General features: G+C 70.8%; 15 protein-coding genes. 10 read left to right on the top strand and 5 right to left on the bottom strand.

Annotation, left to right across the window (positions count from 1 at the left end; translation table 11 throughout):
- The first annotated feature begins 87 nt into the window (after positions 1 to 87).
- The 3 genes from QMF80_RS25620 to QMF80_RS25630 all read left to right on the top strand — a co-directional run bounded on the left by QMF80_RS25620 (position 88) and on the right by QMF80_RS25630 (position 3,266).
- A complete protein-coding gene (locus QMF80_RS25620; protein ID WP_502962914.1) occupies positions 88 to 1,695 on the top strand; it encodes an MDR family MFS transporter in 1,608 nt (535 codons plus the stop codon).
- Positions 1,696 to 2,002: 307 nt separating this feature from the next.
- On the top strand, positions 2,003 to 2,818 hold the full coding sequence (locus QMF80_RS25625) for a polysaccharide deacetylase family protein (protein WP_283457148.1): 816 nt from the start codon (positions 2,003 to 2,005) through the stop codon (positions 2,816 to 2,818).
- Between the two features lie 121 nt (positions 2,819 to 2,939).
- Positions 2,940 to 3,266, top strand: coding sequence for a nuclear transport factor 2-like protein (locus tag QMF80_RS25630; RefSeq protein WP_283457150.1), 327 nt, complete (start codon positions 2,940 to 2,942; stop codon positions 3,264 to 3,266).
- A 115-nt stretch (positions 3,267 to 3,381) separates the two neighbouring features.
- On the opposite strand, the gene QMF80_RS25635 is transcribed toward QMF80_RS25630, so the two are convergent.
- A complete protein-coding gene (locus QMF80_RS25635) occupies positions 3,382 to 4,512 on the bottom strand; it encodes a serine hydrolase domain-containing protein (protein ID WP_283457152.1) in 1,131 nt (376 codons plus the stop codon).
- A gap of 174 nt (positions 4,513 to 4,686) precedes the next feature.
- Between QMF80_RS25635 and QMF80_RS25640 the strand changes: the two genes are divergently transcribed.
- Positions 4,687 to 5,310, top strand: a complete 624-nt coding sequence (locus QMF80_RS25640) for a hypothetical protein (RefSeq protein ID WP_283457154.1) — start codon at positions 4,687 to 4,689, stop codon at positions 5,308 to 5,310.
- Between the two features lie 233 nt (positions 5,311 to 5,543).
- Here the strand turns inward: QMF80_RS25640 and QMF80_RS25645 are convergent, their stop codons facing one another.
- The 3 genes from QMF80_RS25645 to QMF80_RS25655 all read right to left on the bottom strand — a co-directional run bounded on the left by QMF80_RS25645 (position 5,544) and on the right by QMF80_RS25655 (position 8,154).
- Complete coding sequence (locus QMF80_RS25645; RefSeq protein WP_283457156.1) at positions 5,544 to 6,827, bottom strand: extracellular solute-binding protein; 1,284 nt, start codon at positions 6,825 to 6,827, stop codon at positions 5,544 to 5,546.
- 262 nt (positions 6,828 to 7,089) lie between these two features.
- Complete coding sequence (locus tag QMF80_RS25650) at positions 7,090 to 7,707, bottom strand: SMI1/KNR4 family protein (protein ID WP_283457158.1); 618 nt, start codon at positions 7,705 to 7,707, stop codon at positions 7,090 to 7,092.
- Between the two features lie 51 nt (positions 7,708 to 7,758).
- The gene (locus QMF80_RS25655) at positions 7,759 to 8,154 is read right to left on the bottom strand and encodes a DUF192 domain-containing protein (RefSeq protein ID WP_283457161.1); all 396 of its coding nucleotides are present in this window, start codon (positions 8,152 to 8,154) and stop codon (positions 7,759 to 7,761) included.
- Between the two features lie 129 nt (positions 8,155 to 8,283).
- On the opposite strand from QMF80_RS25655, the gene QMF80_RS25660 reads away from it, so the two are divergent.
- The gene (locus QMF80_RS25660) at positions 8,284 to 9,012 is read left to right on the top strand and encodes a prepilin peptidase (protein WP_283457163.1); all 729 of its coding nucleotides are present in this window, start codon (positions 8,284 to 8,286) and stop codon (positions 9,010 to 9,012) included.
- Between the two features lie 143 nt (positions 9,013 to 9,155).
- On the opposite strand, the gene mgrA is transcribed toward QMF80_RS25660, so the two are convergent.
- Positions 9,156 to 10,193 carry an L-glyceraldehyde 3-phosphate reductase gene (gene mgrA, locus QMF80_RS25665; protein ID WP_283457165.1) on the bottom strand — a complete coding sequence of 346 codons (1,038 nt, stop codon included), beginning with the start codon at positions 10,191 to 10,193 and terminating at the stop codon, positions 9,156 to 9,158.
- Between the two features lie 125 nt (positions 10,194 to 10,318).
- Here mgrA and QMF80_RS25670 point away from each other — a divergent pair, with 125 nt between their 5' ends.
- The 5 genes from QMF80_RS25670 (at position 10,319) to QMF80_RS25690 (ending at position 16,064) form a co-directional block, all read left to right on the top strand.
- Positions 10,319 to 11,080: an isoprenyl transferase gene (locus QMF80_RS25670; RefSeq protein WP_283457167.1), complete on the top strand. Its 762-nt coding sequence runs from the start codon at positions 10,319 to 10,321 to the stop codon at positions 11,078 to 11,080.
- Between the two features lie 355 nt (positions 11,081 to 11,435).
- Positions 11,436 to 12,752, top strand: coding sequence for an RNA 5'-3' helicase PhoH2 (phoH2, locus tag QMF80_RS25675; protein WP_283457169.1), 1,317 nt, complete (start codon positions 11,436 to 11,438; stop codon positions 12,750 to 12,752).
- Positions 12,753 to 13,169: 417 nt separating this feature from the next.
- A complete protein-coding gene (locus tag QMF80_RS25680; protein WP_283457171.1) occupies positions 13,170 to 13,886 on the top strand; it encodes an aggregation-promoting factor C-terminal-like domain-containing protein in 717 nt (238 codons plus the stop codon).
- A 103-nt stretch (positions 13,887 to 13,989) separates the two neighbouring features.
- Complete coding sequence (locus QMF80_RS25685) at positions 13,990 to 15,351, top strand: AI-2E family transporter (RefSeq protein WP_283457174.1); 1,362 nt, start codon at positions 13,990 to 13,992, stop codon at positions 15,349 to 15,351.
- Positions 15,348 to 16,064, top strand: coding sequence for a hypothetical protein (locus tag QMF80_RS25690; protein WP_283457176.1), 717 nt, complete (start codon positions 15,348 to 15,350; stop codon positions 16,062 to 16,064). Before QMF80_RS25685 ends, QMF80_RS25690 begins: the two co-directional genes overlap by 4 nt.
- Positions 16,065 to 16,098: the final 34 nt, after the last annotated feature.

Raw genomic sequence — 16,098 nt, forward strand, 5'->3', positions numbered from 1 at the left:
CGGCTAGTTACGGGTCTACTTTCCTCAGTGTAGTGAACTAGCCGGGCGGCAAGTAAGTGCCCGGGCGCCATGGGGAGTGGGACGGACATGAGCAAGACATCACAGGCGGAGCCCGGAGCGGGAATGGCGGTGCCCGCGGACGGACCCAAGCCGCGCAGCGTGCGCGTCGTGCTGCTCGCGCTCATGATCGCCATGCTGCTGGCAATGCTGGACAACATGATCATCGGTACGGCGATGCCGACCATCGTCGGCGAGCTGGGCGGCCTGGAGCACCTCTCCTGGGTGGTCACCGCCTACACCCTCGCCACCGCCGCCTCCACCCCGATCTGGGGCAAGATCGGCGACATGTACGGGCGGAAGGGCTCCTTCCTCACCTCGATCGTCATCTTCCTGATCGGCTCGGTGCTCAGCGGCATGGCCCAGGACATGGGCCAGCTGATCGGCTTCCGTGCGATCCAGGGTCTCGGCGCGGGCGGTCTGATGGTCGGCGTCATGGCGATCATCGGTGACCTGATCCCGCCCCGTGAGCGCGGCAAGTACCAGGGCATGATGGCCGGCGTGATGGCCCTCGCCATGATCGGCGGTCCGCTCGTCGGCGGCACCATCACCGACCACATGGGCTGGCGCTGGTCCTTCTACATCAACCTCCCGCTCGGCGCCGTCGCGCTCGCGATGGTGACCGCGGTCCTGCACCTGCCCAAGAAGAAGGCCAAGGGCAAGATCGACTACCTGGGCGCCGCGCTGCTCACCGTCGCCATCACCTCCACCGTCCTGGTCACCACCTGGGGCGGCACCGAGTACGCCTGGGCCTCCGCCGAGATCATCGGCCTGATCGTCACCGGCGTCCTGTCCATCGCGGCGTTCCTCTACGTCGAGACCAAGGCCGCCGAGCCGGTCATGCCGCTGCACATCTTCCGCAGCCGCAACTTCACCCTCATGTCGGTGATCGGCTTCCTCGTCGGCTTCGCGATGTTCGGCGGCGTGCTCTACCTCCCGCTCTTCCAGCAGTCGGTGCAGGGCGCCTCGGCCACCAACTCGGGCCTGCTGCTCCTGCCGATGCTGCTCTCGATGATGGTCATCTCCCTCGTCGCGGGCCGGATCACCACCAGCAGCGGCAAGTACAAGATGTTCCCGATCCTCGGCGGCGCGCTGATGGTCGTGGGCCTCTTCCTCCTCGCGACGATGGACACCAGCACCAGCCGCCTGATGTCCGGCGTCTACATGGCGGTCCTCGGTGCGGGCCTCGGATTCCTGATGCAGATCACCATGCTCGTCGCGCAGAACAGCGTGGACATGAAGGACATGGGCGTCGCGTCCTCCTCGGCCACCCTCTTCCGTACCCTCGGCGGCTCCTTCGGTGTGGCCCTGATGGGCTCGCTGTTCACCTCGCAGGTCACCCGGACCATGACCGACCGGCTCGGTCCGGAGGCCGCCGCGAAGTCGGGCTCCGCGCAGCTGGACGCCGCCAGCCTGGCCAAGCTGCCGGAGGTCGTCCGTGACGCCTACCAGCACGCGGTGGCCGCCGGTACGCACTCCGCGTTCCTGCTCGGCGCGGGCATCGCGCTCATCGGTTTCGTCGCCGCCTGGTTCGTCAAGGAGGTCCCGCTGCGGGGCGCGGGTCCCGCGGCGGCCGGCTCCAAGGACGCCGACGGCGCCGCGGCCGCGGCGAACGTACAGGCCTCCGTGGCCCACTGACGGCCGCACCCGCCTGCCGTACGACAGCCCGGCCCCCGTGGACGCGTCCACGGGGGCCGGGCTGTTCGCCGTCCCCGCGCCCGCGGGTCGCCGACCGAACCTCCCGGCGCCGTCGGGGTCTCGGCTCCCGGGCCGGCGGGTGGGGGTTCAGGTGGTCCGGCGCGGTTTCCGTCGGGGCGCCAACTGGGACGATCAGTGACCAAGATCTAGTTATCAGGGCTTTATGTGCAAATCTGCCGCAACCCTTCGCTGTTGGGCGTCGTCCTCCCCCTCAGACACGTACAGCAGCTTGGGGAGCGGAGGGTGCATGGCAGGCACGACGAAACGGGGAACCCGGGCCCGGACAGCCGCCGCGACAGCCGTCGCGACCGTCGCCGCGACGGTCTGGGGTGTGGCCACGGTGGCCGCGCCCGCGCACGGCCCCGGTGACGGCCACCGCCACGAGAACGCCTCCCGGGACAAGGGCGCGCCGCCCGCCGACCCCGCGGATCCGGACGGGACGGACCGGGTGCCCGACACCATCGCGCACGCCTCGGAAGCGGGCCGCGACGCCGTCGACATCACCATCGACGACGGTCCCGACCCGGCCTGGACGCCGAAGGTGCTGGAGGTGCTCCGCAAGCACGGAGCCAAGGCGACCTTCTGCATGATCGGGCCGCGGGCCCGGGCCCGCCCCGATCTGGTGAAGCAGGTCGTCGCCGACGGCAACCGGCTCTGCGACCACACCACGGACCACGACATCCGCATGGGGAAGAAACCGGTCGACTACCAGAAGCGGCAGATCCTCGACGCCCAGAAGATGATCGAGGACGCGGCCGGGGGTGGCGCGAAGGTCGGGTACTACCGCGCGCCGGGCGGGGCGTTCACCCCGGAGAGCCGGGCGCTCGCGGCGGCCGCGGGCATGCGTCCGCTCGGCTGGAACGTCGACACGAAGGACTTCGGGAAGCCGGGCACCGCCGCCATCGTGAACGCTTTCAAGAAGCAGCTCGGCAACGGACCGACCGTCCTCTTCCACGACGGCGGCGGCAACCGCGCGCAGACCGTGGAGGCCCTGGACCAGGTGCTGCCCTGGATTTCGGAGCAGGGCCGCCGGACCGGCTTCCCGGTCCGCACGGCCCCCTGACACGCCGTCGGCGGGCGAACGGGTGAGGATCCGGGCCCCGGGGCCGCCACAGGTGTTCCCGGGCCCGCCACCGGTGTTCCCTGGTCGCCCGTACGTCCTTGCGCCGACCAGGAGGCCACCCGTGACCCTCGCTCCCGCCCAGCTGACCGACCCCGTCGTCCGTGCCTTCGTCACCGCCGTCAACGCGGGCGACAAGGGGGCCGCCCTGGCGCTGCTCACGCCGGACACGACCATGTCCGACGACGGTTCGGACCGCGACCTCCGGCAGTGGACCGACAAGGAGATCTTCGGCTCCAGCGGCCACATGGACGTCGAGTCCGAATCCGCCGGCGGACACGCGCTCGTCGTGAACTACAGCAACTCCACCTGGGGCGCGATGCGCACCGCCTGGCGGTTCGTGGTCACCGACGACGGCCGGATCAGCCGCTTCGAGACCGGCCAGGCCTGAGCCGTCTGACCCGCGCCGCCTAGGACCGGCGTCAGCCCAGGACCGGCGTCAGCCCAGGACCGGCGTCAGCCCAGGACCGGCGTCAGCCCAGGACCGGCGCCGCCCAGGACCGGCGTCAGCCCCGGGCGGCCTTCAGCACCGCCGCCGTCAGCGGCCCGTTCTCCGCCGCCGCGCCGCCCGGGAAATTGAAGCGGCGGCGCGTGTAGCCGTACGCCACCCCGGTGACCGGGTCGGCGAAGCCCAGACCTCCCGAGGCTCCGCAGTGGCCGAAGGCCTGCGGCCCGACCGCCGGCTGCTGCTCGAAGCCCAGTCCGAAATGATCCTTATCCGGTGTCACCAGGTCGTCACCGGGGGTGTGCAGCTTCGCGAACTCGGCCGCCGTCGCCGGCGTGAGCAGCGCGGGCCGCCCGGCCTGCTCCCCGATCGCCGCCGCGAACAGCCCCGCGACCCCGCGCGCCGTACCCGTGCCGCCCGCCGAGGCCGGGCCGCGGGACTTCACCCCGGGGTCGTTCGCGAAGCCCACCAGGTCCATCGCGGGCTTGATGTGCCAGTTGAAGGCGGTCTCCATCAGCTTCGGCGGCACCGGGCCGGCCACCAGTGCCGCCAGCCCCTCCGCCGTCGGCACCTGGGGCAGCACCGGCTTCCAGCGCGGCTCCAGCTCCGCCGGGAGGCCGAGGTACAGGTCCAGCCCGTACGGGGCCCGGATGCGCTCCTCGTAGACCTCCTGGAGGGACTTCCCGGTCGCCCGGCGCACCACTTCGCCGGTCAGCGCTCCGATCACGAAGGCGTGGTAGCCGTACGCCGTCCCGGGCTCCCAGTACGGCTTCTGCCCGGCCAGCCGGGCCGCGATCAGCGCGTCGTCCGCGACCTCGCCGAGGGTGAACCCCTCCGGCGTGTTGATCAGCCCGGACTGGTGGGAGATCAGCTGGCGCAGCGTGAGGCGCTCGTTGCCGTACCCGGTGAACTCCGGCCAGTACGCCGACACCGGACGTTCCAGGTCCAGTACGCCCTCCTGCACGAGCAGGGCCACGACCAGGTGGGCCGCGCCCTTCGTGATCGAGTACACCCCGGACAGGGTGTCCCCGTCCGTGTCCTCGCCCGCCCACAGGTCCACCACCAGGCGCCCCCGGTGGCGCACCGCCAGCTGGGCCTCCGGAGGGACCGCCTGGGTGGTGGCGAAGTCCGTGAACTCCTCCCGGACGCCTTCCCAGCCCGCCGCCACCGTTCCGTCCACCTGTACGCCCATGCGAAGTCCCCCTGGAAGCGGTCGAGATCGTCCCTGCTGTCTCAGCAGCGCCAACGGCCCCCGGGCAGACCATATTCCTGGCGTACCCGAGTGCGTCACCTCGGCGCTCTCCCGTACGAGTGAACGCGGACCCGGCGTCGTTCCGGCCCGCCGCGGGGGTCCGTTGGGCAGCCCATGAAGCGCACCCGTATCGCCGCCGTCGCCCTCGCCACCGCCGCCGCGGCCCTCGCGCCCGCCCTCGTGCAGGCTGCGGCGGCCGACGGTCCGGCGTCGTACCTGCAAGACCCGGCAGGCGGCGAGAAGACCATGAAGACCGTGTGGACCAAGGACGAGATGCACAAGCTGGAGGCGCAGTTCCGCTTCCACCCCGGGGTCCAGTACAAGACGGTCCCCGCCGCGGGCCCCTCCGGCGCCCCCGAGTGGGAGACGAAGAAGGCCGACCCCAAGACGCTGGCGTGGCAGCCGAAGTTCGAGTTCGCCTGGTCGGTGTCGGACTCCACCCTGGTGAAGAAGGCCGTCACCACCAAGAACGGCAAGCACCCCTTCACGCTCTACGCGGTGGTGCGCCGGGCCGACGGGACGAAGGCGGCCGAGATCCGCGACGAGTCCAAGGGCCGCCCGGCCACCGGGCGCGTCACGGTGGGCGGGGACAAGCGGATCGCATGTGACACGGGGGAGTACACCGTCGAGTGGTCCGCCACCCGTTCCGGTTACGGCACGCTCGGCGGCACCCTGCGCTGGGACTCCAGCTGCGAGCAGTACCGCACGGCCTTCTCCACGAGCAACGGCCCGCGCTGACGCCTCGTGGCAGGCAGGCAGGCAGGCAGAGGCAGGCAGGCAGGCAGGGAGGCAGGGAGGCAGGGAGGCAGGGAAAGGGGAGGGGAGGGGAGGGGAGGGCCAGCCGCTCCGCGCGCCTTGTGGGCGGGGTGCGAGCGACCGGGCCGCGGCCTCGGATCGAGCGCCGTGACAGCCGTGCTGCCGCAAGGGATGGGCTGCGGCGGAGGTCCGGAAGTCCCTGGTGCAAGGGTGCTTCAGTGGGTCTTGCCCGCTTCGCGGGCCTTTTGGGCGATGCCCTCCAGGACGCCCTTCGGGTCACCGCCGGACGGGTCCACGGCGCGGCCGATGTTGCGCTTGATGATGTCGCTGACGCTCACCCAGGAAGGGTCGTTGACCGGGTAGAGCTGGGCGCCGCGCAGGGCGGTCAGGAACTGCTCGTCCGTCTTGTCGAGGCCGTCGCGCGACGGGGTGGCGGACGCGGACAGGGTGGAGGGCAGCAGGTGGTAGCGGCCCGCGAAGTCGGAGAGGTTCTTGTCCTGGTAGACGTAGTCCAGGAACTGACCGATCTGCGCGCGGTGGCCGTTCTGCTTGAAGGCCGCCATCCAGTCCGCGACACCCACGGTCGGCGGGGTCTCACCGCTGCTCAGCGTGTCGTTGACCGGCATGTTCACCGTGCCGACGCTGATGCCCCGGCTCTTCGCCGCGTAAGCGAGCGACGGGTAGCCGTTGAGCATGCCGACCTCGCCGCGCAGGAACGCCGCGAAGGCGTCCTGGCGGTTGAGCTGCGCGGGCGGCACCGGTCCGAGCAGGCCCGGGGTGACGAGGTTGTCCCTGATCCAGCGGAAGGCCTGGATGTTCTGGTCCGAGGCCAGGCTGTAGTTGCCGCTGCTGTCGGCGTAGCCGCCGCCGTTGCTCAGCTCCCAGATCAGCGCCTCCGCGTGCGCCTCCTCCGGGCCCAGCGGCATGGCGTACGGGAACTTCACGCCCTTGTCCTTGAGGGCCTTGGCCGCGGCCTTGAGGTCCGACCAGGTCTTGGGGGCGCTGACCCCGGCCTTCGTGAAGAGGGACTCGTTGTAGAAGAGGAGGCGGCTGCTCGCCACGAAGGGCAGGCCGTAGAGGGTGTTGCCGACCGAGCCCGCCTCGGCGAGCGGCGGCAGGAAGTTCGCCTCGGCCGTGACCGAGAGCAGTTCGTCGGCGGAGTACAGCTTGCCCTCGGCCGCGAAGTCCGAGTACGAGCCCATGAGGGCCATGTCGGGCGCCTTGCCCGCCTTGACCATTTTGCCGACCTCACGGTCGATGTCGGCCCACGGCAGGAGTTTCACCTCCACCTTGACGGCGGGGTGCTGAGCGGTGAAATCGGCCGTCACCTTGTCCCAGAAGGCCTTGGAGCTGGTGCCCGGGCCGTCGCCGTATTCGGCGGCGACCAGGTGGAGCGTCGTACCGTCGCCGTCACCCGCGGTGGAACCGCATCCGGCCAGCGGAACGAGCAGAGCTAGCACGACCGCGCCAGCGGCCGTGCCGAACGTACTTCGTCGCACGAGAGAATTCCCCGAGTTTCTTTTGGAGCCCGACATTACTTATGGGTTGCTCCGGGTGGTGGTGTCCCGTCGCGACCCGTTGGCCGGAATTCTCTCCCGGGGAAGGGTGATTGGTCGTGTTGGGGCACCACTTGTGGTCAATGCTCCAAGCAATGCTTTTCCGAATGGTGTTTTCCGATATGTGATCAACAATTCGGACGCGCGTAGACATGCCGAAACGCCCGTTTCCGGGGGGAACGGGCGCAGCGGCGTGAAGTGGCCGTCAGTCGGCGAAGTCGCCCGCGTACGGGTCCGGCTCGCCCGTCTCGGGGTTGCGGCCCTCCTGCCAGCGCCGCTGGGCCTTGCGCCAGTGCACGAAGCCCAGCTGCTCGCCGTCCCAGAAGGTGATGCCGACCGGGCTCATGTCGAATTCGTCGGAGCACATCCGCAGCAGGAACTCCGCCATCCCGTACGGATACACGGCGAAGACCTCGGCGGTGTGCCTGCCGCAGACCAGAACCGGCCAGCGGTCCGGGTCGGGGTCGGTCGTCAGCCAGCACAGGATGTCGGCGCCGCCCACCACGCCCCAGGCCAGGATCGACTCCGGGTCGACGTCGAAGGCGGCCCGGCCGCCCTCGGCCGCCCACAGGGCGCGGGCGTTCGCGGTCTCCTCGGCCATCTCCGCCGGGTCCCACTGCGGGCCCGACGTGGGCAGCGGCAGCAGGATGCCCGCCTCGCCGTTGATGCTGCCCGCGCCGAAACGGCCCATGAAAGCGACGTAGTCGGCGGGGAACCGGGTGCCCCAGACCGCCTCGGCGGCCGGCCAGTCGATGTCCTCGTCGGCGCCGTGTGTCGCGGACATGATCTGTTCCAACGCCTTGACCCGCGCGTTCTCTGACACAGCTGCTCCCCGACGATCCCCGCACCCCGCCCGGTGCCCAACCGTCCCAACTTACCGTGCGCCGGGTGCGGGTCCCAGCGCCCCCGTCGCCGATACCTCCACCGTCACCCCGGGGCGCAGCCCCCACCCGGCCATCGCCCCCGCCGCCGCCTCCAGGACGTGCCGCGAGCGCGGCCTCGGCAGACCGAGCCTGCCCGGCGCCATCGTGCGCACCGCCAGCACCCGCAACCGCCGGTCCAGATAGGCCACGTCGATGGCGAAGCGCATCCCGAAGGTGTGCACGCTCCCGGCCGGGGTCAGCAGCAGCGCCGCGCCCTCGATCCCGTCCCGCCCGAGCAGCCCCCGGGTCCGCGCGCGATACGAGGCCGCGATCTGGAGCGGTACCCCGCCGCCCCCCGGGAGGCCGAGCGTGCCCGGCCCGTCCTGCCAGCGCGCTCGCCGTGCCATCCGGTGCCCCCTCGGTCGGTGTGCCCTGCGCCGCACACGGCATGCCGCATGCCGTGTGCCCGCGCCGACGGCAGCCTATGGGCCCCCGGGCCCATGCCCCCAGGGGCGGTGGCGCCTACGGTCGGCCAGATGGGCGTCGTCGTGATCATCCTTGCCGCCGGGTACGGCACGGCCGCCGGGCTGCTCCTGCCCAGGGCCGCCTACCGGCTGGGCGCGGATCCGCAGGAGCCGTGGCGGGCGAGCTGCCCGCAGGGCCATCCGCTGGGCCCCGGCCCGCGCGGCTGGCTGGGGCCCGCGCGGTGCCGCGGCCGCTCCTACGGGCCCGGGCCCACCCGGACGGCCGTACCCGCCGCGCTGATCTGCGCGGCACTGGCCGCGGCCGCCGGGGTCCGGCCGGAGACCGCCGTCTTCGTGGGTCTCGCGCCGGTCCTGGTGCTGCTCGCACTGGTGGACCTCGCCGTGCACCGGCTGCCCGACGTGCTGACCCTGCCCCTGGCCGCCGCCCTGGGCGCGCTGCTCGGGATCGCGGCCCTGGCGCCCGGAGCGGCCGGGTCCTGGCGGCTCGCGCTGCTGGGCGGGGGAGTGCTGGGGGCGGCGTACCTGCTGCTCTTCGTGGTCAACCCGGCCGGGCTCGGCTTCGGGGACGTCAAGCTCGCGCTACCCCTCGGGGTCGCTCTTGGGTGGTACGGGTGGGGGGTATGGATGGCCGGGGCGTTCCTCGGCTTTCTCTACGGCGCCGTGTACGGCCTCGGCCTTGTGCTGCGGGGCCGGGCGAGCGGCCGGGACGCTTTTCCGTTCGGCCCCTTCATGGTGGCGGGCGCCCTTACCGGAATGTTCCTGGGCGGTCTCGGAGCGTAATCGTGTCGCGGCAATGCACGCAGCAGGCTTTACGAAGGGTTATGGTGGAACCCCCCCCTCGGGCCGGTCCGTATCCCCCCCACGGACCGGCCCGTTTTTTCGTCTCCGGCCCCCCGGGCCCCGGACGAAGGGGAATCCACAGGTCAGCCCCGCTGGGCCCAGATGTTCGTCCCGGGCGTCGAGACCGCGAGGGAATCGATCTCCTTCAGCTCCTGCGCCGACAGCGCGGCGCCCGACAGCGCGGCCACGTTCTGCTCCAACTGCTCCACGCTGGACGCGCCGATCAGCGCCGAGGTCATCCGCTCGTCCCGCAGCACCCAGTTCAGGGCCAGCTGCGACAGCGACTGCCCGCGCCGCACGGCGATGTCGTTCAGGCCGTTCAGGCGCCGTACGACGTCCTCCGAGAGCAGAGCGGGGTTCAGGGACTTGCCCTGGGTGGCCCGCGAGCCCTCCGGGATGCCCTTGAGGTACTTGCCGGTGAGCAGGCCCTGGGCCAGCGGCGCGAAGGAGATGCAGCCCATGCCCGCCTCCTCCAGGGTGTCGAGCAGGCCGTCCTCCTCCGTCCAGCGGTTGATCATGGAGTACGAGGGCTGGTGGATCAGCGGACGTACGCCCATCCCGTGCAGGATCCGCACCGCCTCGGCCGTCTGCTCCGCCGTGTAGGAGGACACGCCGACGTACAGGGCCTTGCCCTGCTGGACCGCGGACGCGAGCGCGCCCATGGTCTCCTCCAGCGGGGTCTGCGGGTCGAAGCGATGCGAGTAGAAGATGTCGACGTAGTCCACGCCCATCCGCTTCAGCGAGGCGTCGAGCGAGCCGAGCAGGTACTTGCGGCCGCCCCATTCGCCGTAGGGGCCCGCGTGCATGAGGTAACCGGCCTTGGTGGAGAGCACCAGCTCCTCGCGGTGGGACGCGAAGTCCTGGGCGAAGAGCTTGCCGAAGTTCAGCTCGGCGGAGCCGGGCGGCGGGCCGTAGTTGTTGGCCAGGTCGAAGTGGGTCACGCCGAGGTCGAAGGCCCGGCGAAGGATCGCCCGCTGGGACTCCAGGGACGTGTCGTCCCCGAAGTTGTGCCAGAGTCCGAGGGAGATCGCGGGAAGCTTGAGGCCGCTGCGGCCCGAGCGGCGGTACTCCATGGAGTCGTAGCGCGAGGGCTCTGCCCGATAGGGATTGGTATCAGTCACGTTGTCCTCCCTATCACGGACTTGTGACAGACCGAGTTGGGTGAGGGATCGGAGAGCGCAGTAATGTTGCGGACTCGGGGGACCGCAATTCGCACGGGGGCATTGCACGGAGGGGCTGGAAGATCGTGAATCTGCGCGACCTGGTGTACAGGCTCTACGCACGCCGGGTGGAAGGCCGCATCGACCATGACGCGGCGCCCAAGCACATCGGCGTCATCCTGGACGGCAACCGGCGCTGGGCCAAGGCCTCCGGAGGCACCACGGAGCAGGGCCACCAGGCCGGAGCCGAGAAGATCTCCGAGCTGCTCGGCTGGTGCGACGAGTCGGACGTCGATGTCGTGACCCTGTGGATGCTCTCCACGGACAACCTCGACCGGCCCGAGAACGAACTCGGACCGCTGCTGACGATCATCGAGAACACCGTGCGCAACCTCGCCGCGGACGGACGCTGGCGCGTCCACCACGTCGGGAACATGGACCTGCTGCCCGCGCGCACCCAGTCCGTGCTCAAGGAGGCCGAGGAGGCCACCCTCGGCATCGGCGGAATACTGGTCAACGTCGCCGTCGGCTACGGCGGCCGCCAGGAGATCGCGGACGCGGTGCGCTCGCTGCTCCTGGAACACGCCGAGAAGGGCACCTCCTTCGAGGAGCTGGCCGAGATCCTCGACATCGACCACATCGCCGAGCACCTCTACACGCGCGGCCAGCCCGACCCGGACCTGGTGATCCGCACCAGCGGCGAACAGCGGCTCTCCGGATTCATGCTCTGGCAGAGCGCCCACTCCGAGTACTACTTCTGCGAAGTCTTCTGGCCGGCCTTCCGCAAGGTGGACTTCCTGCGCGCGCTGCGCGACTACGCCGCACGTCACAGGCGCTACGGGAGCTGATCCCGGCCGCCCCGAGCCCTGCCCCGAACCGGGCCCCGGACCTTCGTCCGGGGCCCGGTTCGCACGTTCGGCCCACCCGCGCGGGCCCTTCACCAGGGATTCACCGAGCGTCCGTCATATGCCGTGGCATGGCAGTGGGTGTTCGAGGGAATACCCCATGCAGGTCGACGTCCGATCCACGGGTGTCGAGTCTCAGCGGACGGCACAGGGCCGTCCGCCCGGGAGGCCCTTTGCACCAGGACGCGCGTGCGGTTCGCACGGACGGATTGGAGGGCCGGAATTCGGCCCTGGCAGGGCGGCCGATGACCGGTCCGGTCTACATGGCCCGACCTCTTCCGAGGGGGTACGTCCTTCCGTGGTGACCAGCACAAAGCGCCGCCTGCCCGACAGGCGGACCTATGTCCTCGACACCAGCGTCCTGCTGGCAGACCCCAACGCGATCACCCGCTTCGACGAGCACGAAGTCGTGCTCCCGATCGTGGTGATCACCGAGTTGGAGGCCAAGCGGCACCATCCCGAACTCGGCTACTTCGCCCGGCAGGCACTGCGCCTGCTCGACGACTTCCGCGTTCGCTACGGTCGCCTCGACGCCCCCATCCCGTTGGGTGATCTCGGCGGCACCCTGCGTGTCGAGCTCAACCACTCCGATCCGGGCATCCTGCCCGCGGGCTTCCGGCTGGGGGACAACGATTCGCGGATCCTCGCCGTCGCCCGCAACCTGCAGGCCGAGGGGTACGACGTCACGGTCGTGTCGAAGGATCTCCCGCTGCGCATCAAGGCCTCCTCCGTGGGCCTGCTCGCCGAGGAGTACCGGGCGGAACTCGCCATCACCGACGCGGGCTGGACCGGGATGAGCGAGCTGTCCCTCTCCGGGGAGCAGGTGGACCTCCTCTACTCGGAGGAGCGGCTGCACGTTCCCGAGGCCGCCGAACTGCCCGTGCACACCGGACTGGTGCTCCAGTCCGAGCGCGGCAAGGCGCTGGGCCGGGTCACGGCCGACGGCAACGTGAAGCTCGTACGCGGCGACCGCGAGGCCTTCGGGCTGCACGGCCGCAGTGCCGAGCAGCGCATCGCCCTGGACCTGCTGCTCGATCCGGAGATCGGGATCCTCTCCATGGGCGGCCGGGCCGGCACCGGCAAGTCCGCGCTGGCCCTGTGCGCGGGCCTGGAGGCGGTGCTGGAGCGCAGGCAGCACCAGAAGGTGATGGTCTTCCGGCCGCTGTACGCGGTGGGCGGCCAGGACCTCGGCTACCTGCCCGGGGACGCCTCCGAGAAGATGAGCCCCTGGGCGCAGGCGGTCTTCGACACCCTCTCGGCGGTCGCCGGACGCGAGGTCATCGAGGAGGTGCTGACCCGCGGGATGCTGGAGGTACTGCCGCTCACGCACATCCGGGGCCGTTCGCTGCACGACGCCTTCGTGATCGTGGACGAGGCCCAGTCGCTGGAGCGCAACGTCCTGCTGACCGTGCTGTCCCGGATCGGGGCGAACAGCCGGGTCGTGCTGACCCACGACGTCGCCCAGCGGGACAACCTGCGGGTCGGGCGGTACGACGGAGTGGTGGCCGTGGTCGAGAAGTTGAAGGGGCATCCGCTCTTCGCCCACATCACGCTCACCCGGTCCGAGCGCTCGCCGATCGCGGCGCTGGTGACGGAGATGCTGGAAACCATCTGACGGGAAACCGCCTGAAAGGACCCATAGCGGTACGGAAGTTGGCGCCGCCCGGCAAAGGTGAAAGACCCTAGCCGGGCGGCGCACCGCTGCACAGGGGTTCGCCCAAAACAACGGGGACATGCCAGGTGTGACCTTTCCCACGCAACGGAGAATTGCCTCACGGTGTCGCGGTCCGGCAGAGTCTGCTTTCCGTAAGGCCCCGCATACGGCACACGTGTATCCCTCGTGGCTGCACAGCTCAGCAACAACTCCACAGTCGACCGCCGTATGCCGCCCGGAAGCTTCATGTGGCACTCCCGCCAAGGGAGTTGCCCACGGGCCCGCGCCTCCTGTGACCAGAGCATCAGGGAGGCCAGCGTCAGGGGCACTCATGCGTGCGCGTGGTCACCGCTGCGGACGCTGCTGGAAGGACACCGTGTGAGCCGGATCTCGGTCCGGGGGTTCGCCGTGGCATCCGCCACCGCGGTCACCACCGTTGGCGCAGTCGTGGGTGTCGCCACGGGCGACCCCCAGCACTCGAACGACCTTGAGACGACCGCCTCGGGAACCGACACCCTCCTCGCGGACATTCCCGCGGGCGAGCAGGCACGGGTCCAGAGCGCGTCCTTGACGCAGCAGGCCGACGCCCTCTCGCACGCCGCCGACACCGACGCCAAGCGCTCGGTCGAGGAAGCGGCGCGGATCCAGGCCGCCAAGGACGCGAAGGACAAGAAGTCCGCGGCCGAGGCCAAGGAGAAGGCCGACGCCGAGGCGAAGGCCAAGAAGGAGCGCGAGGAGAAGGAGCAGGTGGCCAGCCGTTCGGCCAGCCGCGACGCCTCGTCCTTCACCCCGAAGAGCTCCTACACGGTGGCCGAGCTCAAGTCCATCGCGCGGCAGATCGTCCCGGCGAGCCAGTTCCAGTGCTTCTCGAACATCGTCGACGCGGAGTCGACCTGGAACTACCTGGCCGTCAACGACTCCTCGGGCGCCTACGGTCTGGTCCAGGCGCTCCCCGGGTCGAAGATGAGCTCGGTGGCCGCCGACTGGCGCACCAACCCGGCCACGCAGATCCAGTGGGGCCTGAACTACATGAACGAGACGTACAAGAGCCCCTGTGGCGCCTGGACCTTCCACCAGGCCAACGACTGGTACTAGTACCGCGCTCAACCTCGTGGAGCCCCGCACCGTCATACGGTGCGGGGCTCCACGCGTGTACCGTCGTCGAGGTGCGTAGGACGGGCGGGGGGAAAGGGACGACATGTCGAAGTGGGCAGGCTGGCTGGGCCGGCTCGGAACCAGGCTGAGCCAGGTCGAGGCGAAGCTGGACGAGCGCCGTGCCGAGGTCGAGGCGGAGACCAGCGGGACCGGGCGGGTGCCGTCCGCGGCCGCGGCCGGAACGGCGGGCGTGCCCGGGGCCGGTGGCGCTGTGGCTCCCGTCGCTCCGGTGGCGGACGCCGCCGCGGCCGGCTCGTCCGCCGCGCGCGGGCGTCCCGACCCGGTGAGCGTGGTGCCCTGGGGCATGCGGGTGGCCGCGGAGGTGTCCTGGAGGCTGCTGCTGGTCGCCGGGATGCTCTGGGTCGTGATGAAGGTGATCAGTGAAGTCCGCCTGGTCGTGCTGGCGTTCGCCGCAGCCCTGCTCGTCACGGCGCTGCTCCAGCCCTTCGTGGTCCGGCTGCGCAGACTGGGCCTGCCGCGCGGGCTTGCCACCGCCGTCACCGCGATCCTCGGCTTCGTGATCATCGGGCTGGTCGGCTGGTTCGTGGTCTGGCAGGTCATGGAGAACCTCGACCAGCTCTCGGCCCGGGTCCGGGACGGCATCGAAGAGCTGAAGCGGTGGGCGCTCAACAGCCCGTTCCACGTGACCGAGCAGCAGATCAACGACCTCGCCAAGAACCTCAGCGACACCATCGGCACCAACACCCAGGAGATCACCTCCGCCGGGCTCCAGGGCGTGACGGTGATGGTGGAGGTGCTGACGGGCATTCTGCTCGCCATGTTCTCGACCCTCTTCCTGCTGTACGACGGCAAGAAGATCTGGCAGTGGGTGCTGGGCCTGGTGCCCACCGCCGCGCGCGCCGGGGTGGCGGGCGCCGGTCCGCGCGCCTGGCGGACCCTGACCGCCTACGTGCGGGGCACGGTCCTCGTGGCGCTCATCGACGCCACCTTCATCGGCCTGGGCCTGTGGTTCCTCGACGTGACGATGGCGGTGCCGCTGGCCGTCTTCATCTTCCTGTTCGCCTTCATCCCGCTGGTCGGCGCGGTGGTCTCGGGCGCCCTCGCGGTGGTCGTCGCCCTGGTGACCCAGGGGCCGTTCACGGGCCTGATGGTGCTGGCCGTCGTCCTCGCCGTGCAGCAGATCGAGGGGCACGTCCTGCAGCCCTTCATCCTGGGGCGGGCGGTACGGGTGCACCCGCTCGCGGTGGTGCTTTCGGTGGCGGCCGGCGGCATGATCGCCGGTATCGGGGGCGCTGTGGTCGCCGTACCGCTGGTCGCCGTCACCAACACGGTCGTCGGCTACCTGCGGGTGTACGCGCGGGAGCAGGACGCCCTCCTCGGGCCCGGCCCGCACGGCGCGACGGCCGTGGACCACGGGGGTGCCGAACAGGGGGAGCAGCGGTGATATCGGAACCGGAGGCCGATGTCGGCTGGACCACCGAACTGGCGGACTCGTCCGGGCCGCCCCCCGCCGGTCCGCCCCCCGCCCCGGAGCGGAAGGAGGGCGGACGTCCCGGACGCGCCGGAGGCCTGCTCTGGGGCCTGGGCGGGGCCGCGCTCGCCTCGGCGCTCTGGGCGGGCGGACTGTACGCCCTCGGGGACCGGCCGGACGCGCCACCGATGGCCTACCAGCTGCCCGCGAAGATGTGCGACGCCCTGGAGGCCAAGGCGCTGAGCGCGGCCGTCGGGGACCTGACCAAGAGCGCGCCCGTGGACCAGAAGTCGGAGCGGCCGGTGCAGGACTGGGCGGTGTGCGGGAAGGACACCGGAGCGGACGGGGCCCTGCGCTACAACGTCTGGGCGACGGTGGCGCTGCACAAGAAGACCGATCCGGGGCCCGAGTTCGACATCAGGAACCCCTGGCTGAGGGGTGAGACGGGGCCGGATCCGACCGCCGTACCGGAGCTGGGTGAACGCGCCCTGATGAGGTCGGCCTACGGCGCCACGGGACCGGAGCTGAGGGTGCTGGACGGCGGAGCGGTGTTCACGCTCTCGGTCTGGGTGATGGACGTGGCGAAGGGCAGCGGCGCCCCCGCCGGGACCATCGACTACGCCCCGATCGAGGCGGCGTTGATCGCCGACATGCGCGACATGATGGCGGCCATGAAGAAGAAGTGAGCGGCGCGGCGCGCCCGGAACGTGAGCGGCCGCC

The organism is Streptomyces sp. G-G2, from assembly GCF_030063135.1.
Taxonomy (GTDB): domain Bacteria; phylum Actinomycetota; class Actinomycetes; order Streptomycetales; family Streptomycetaceae; genus Streptomyces.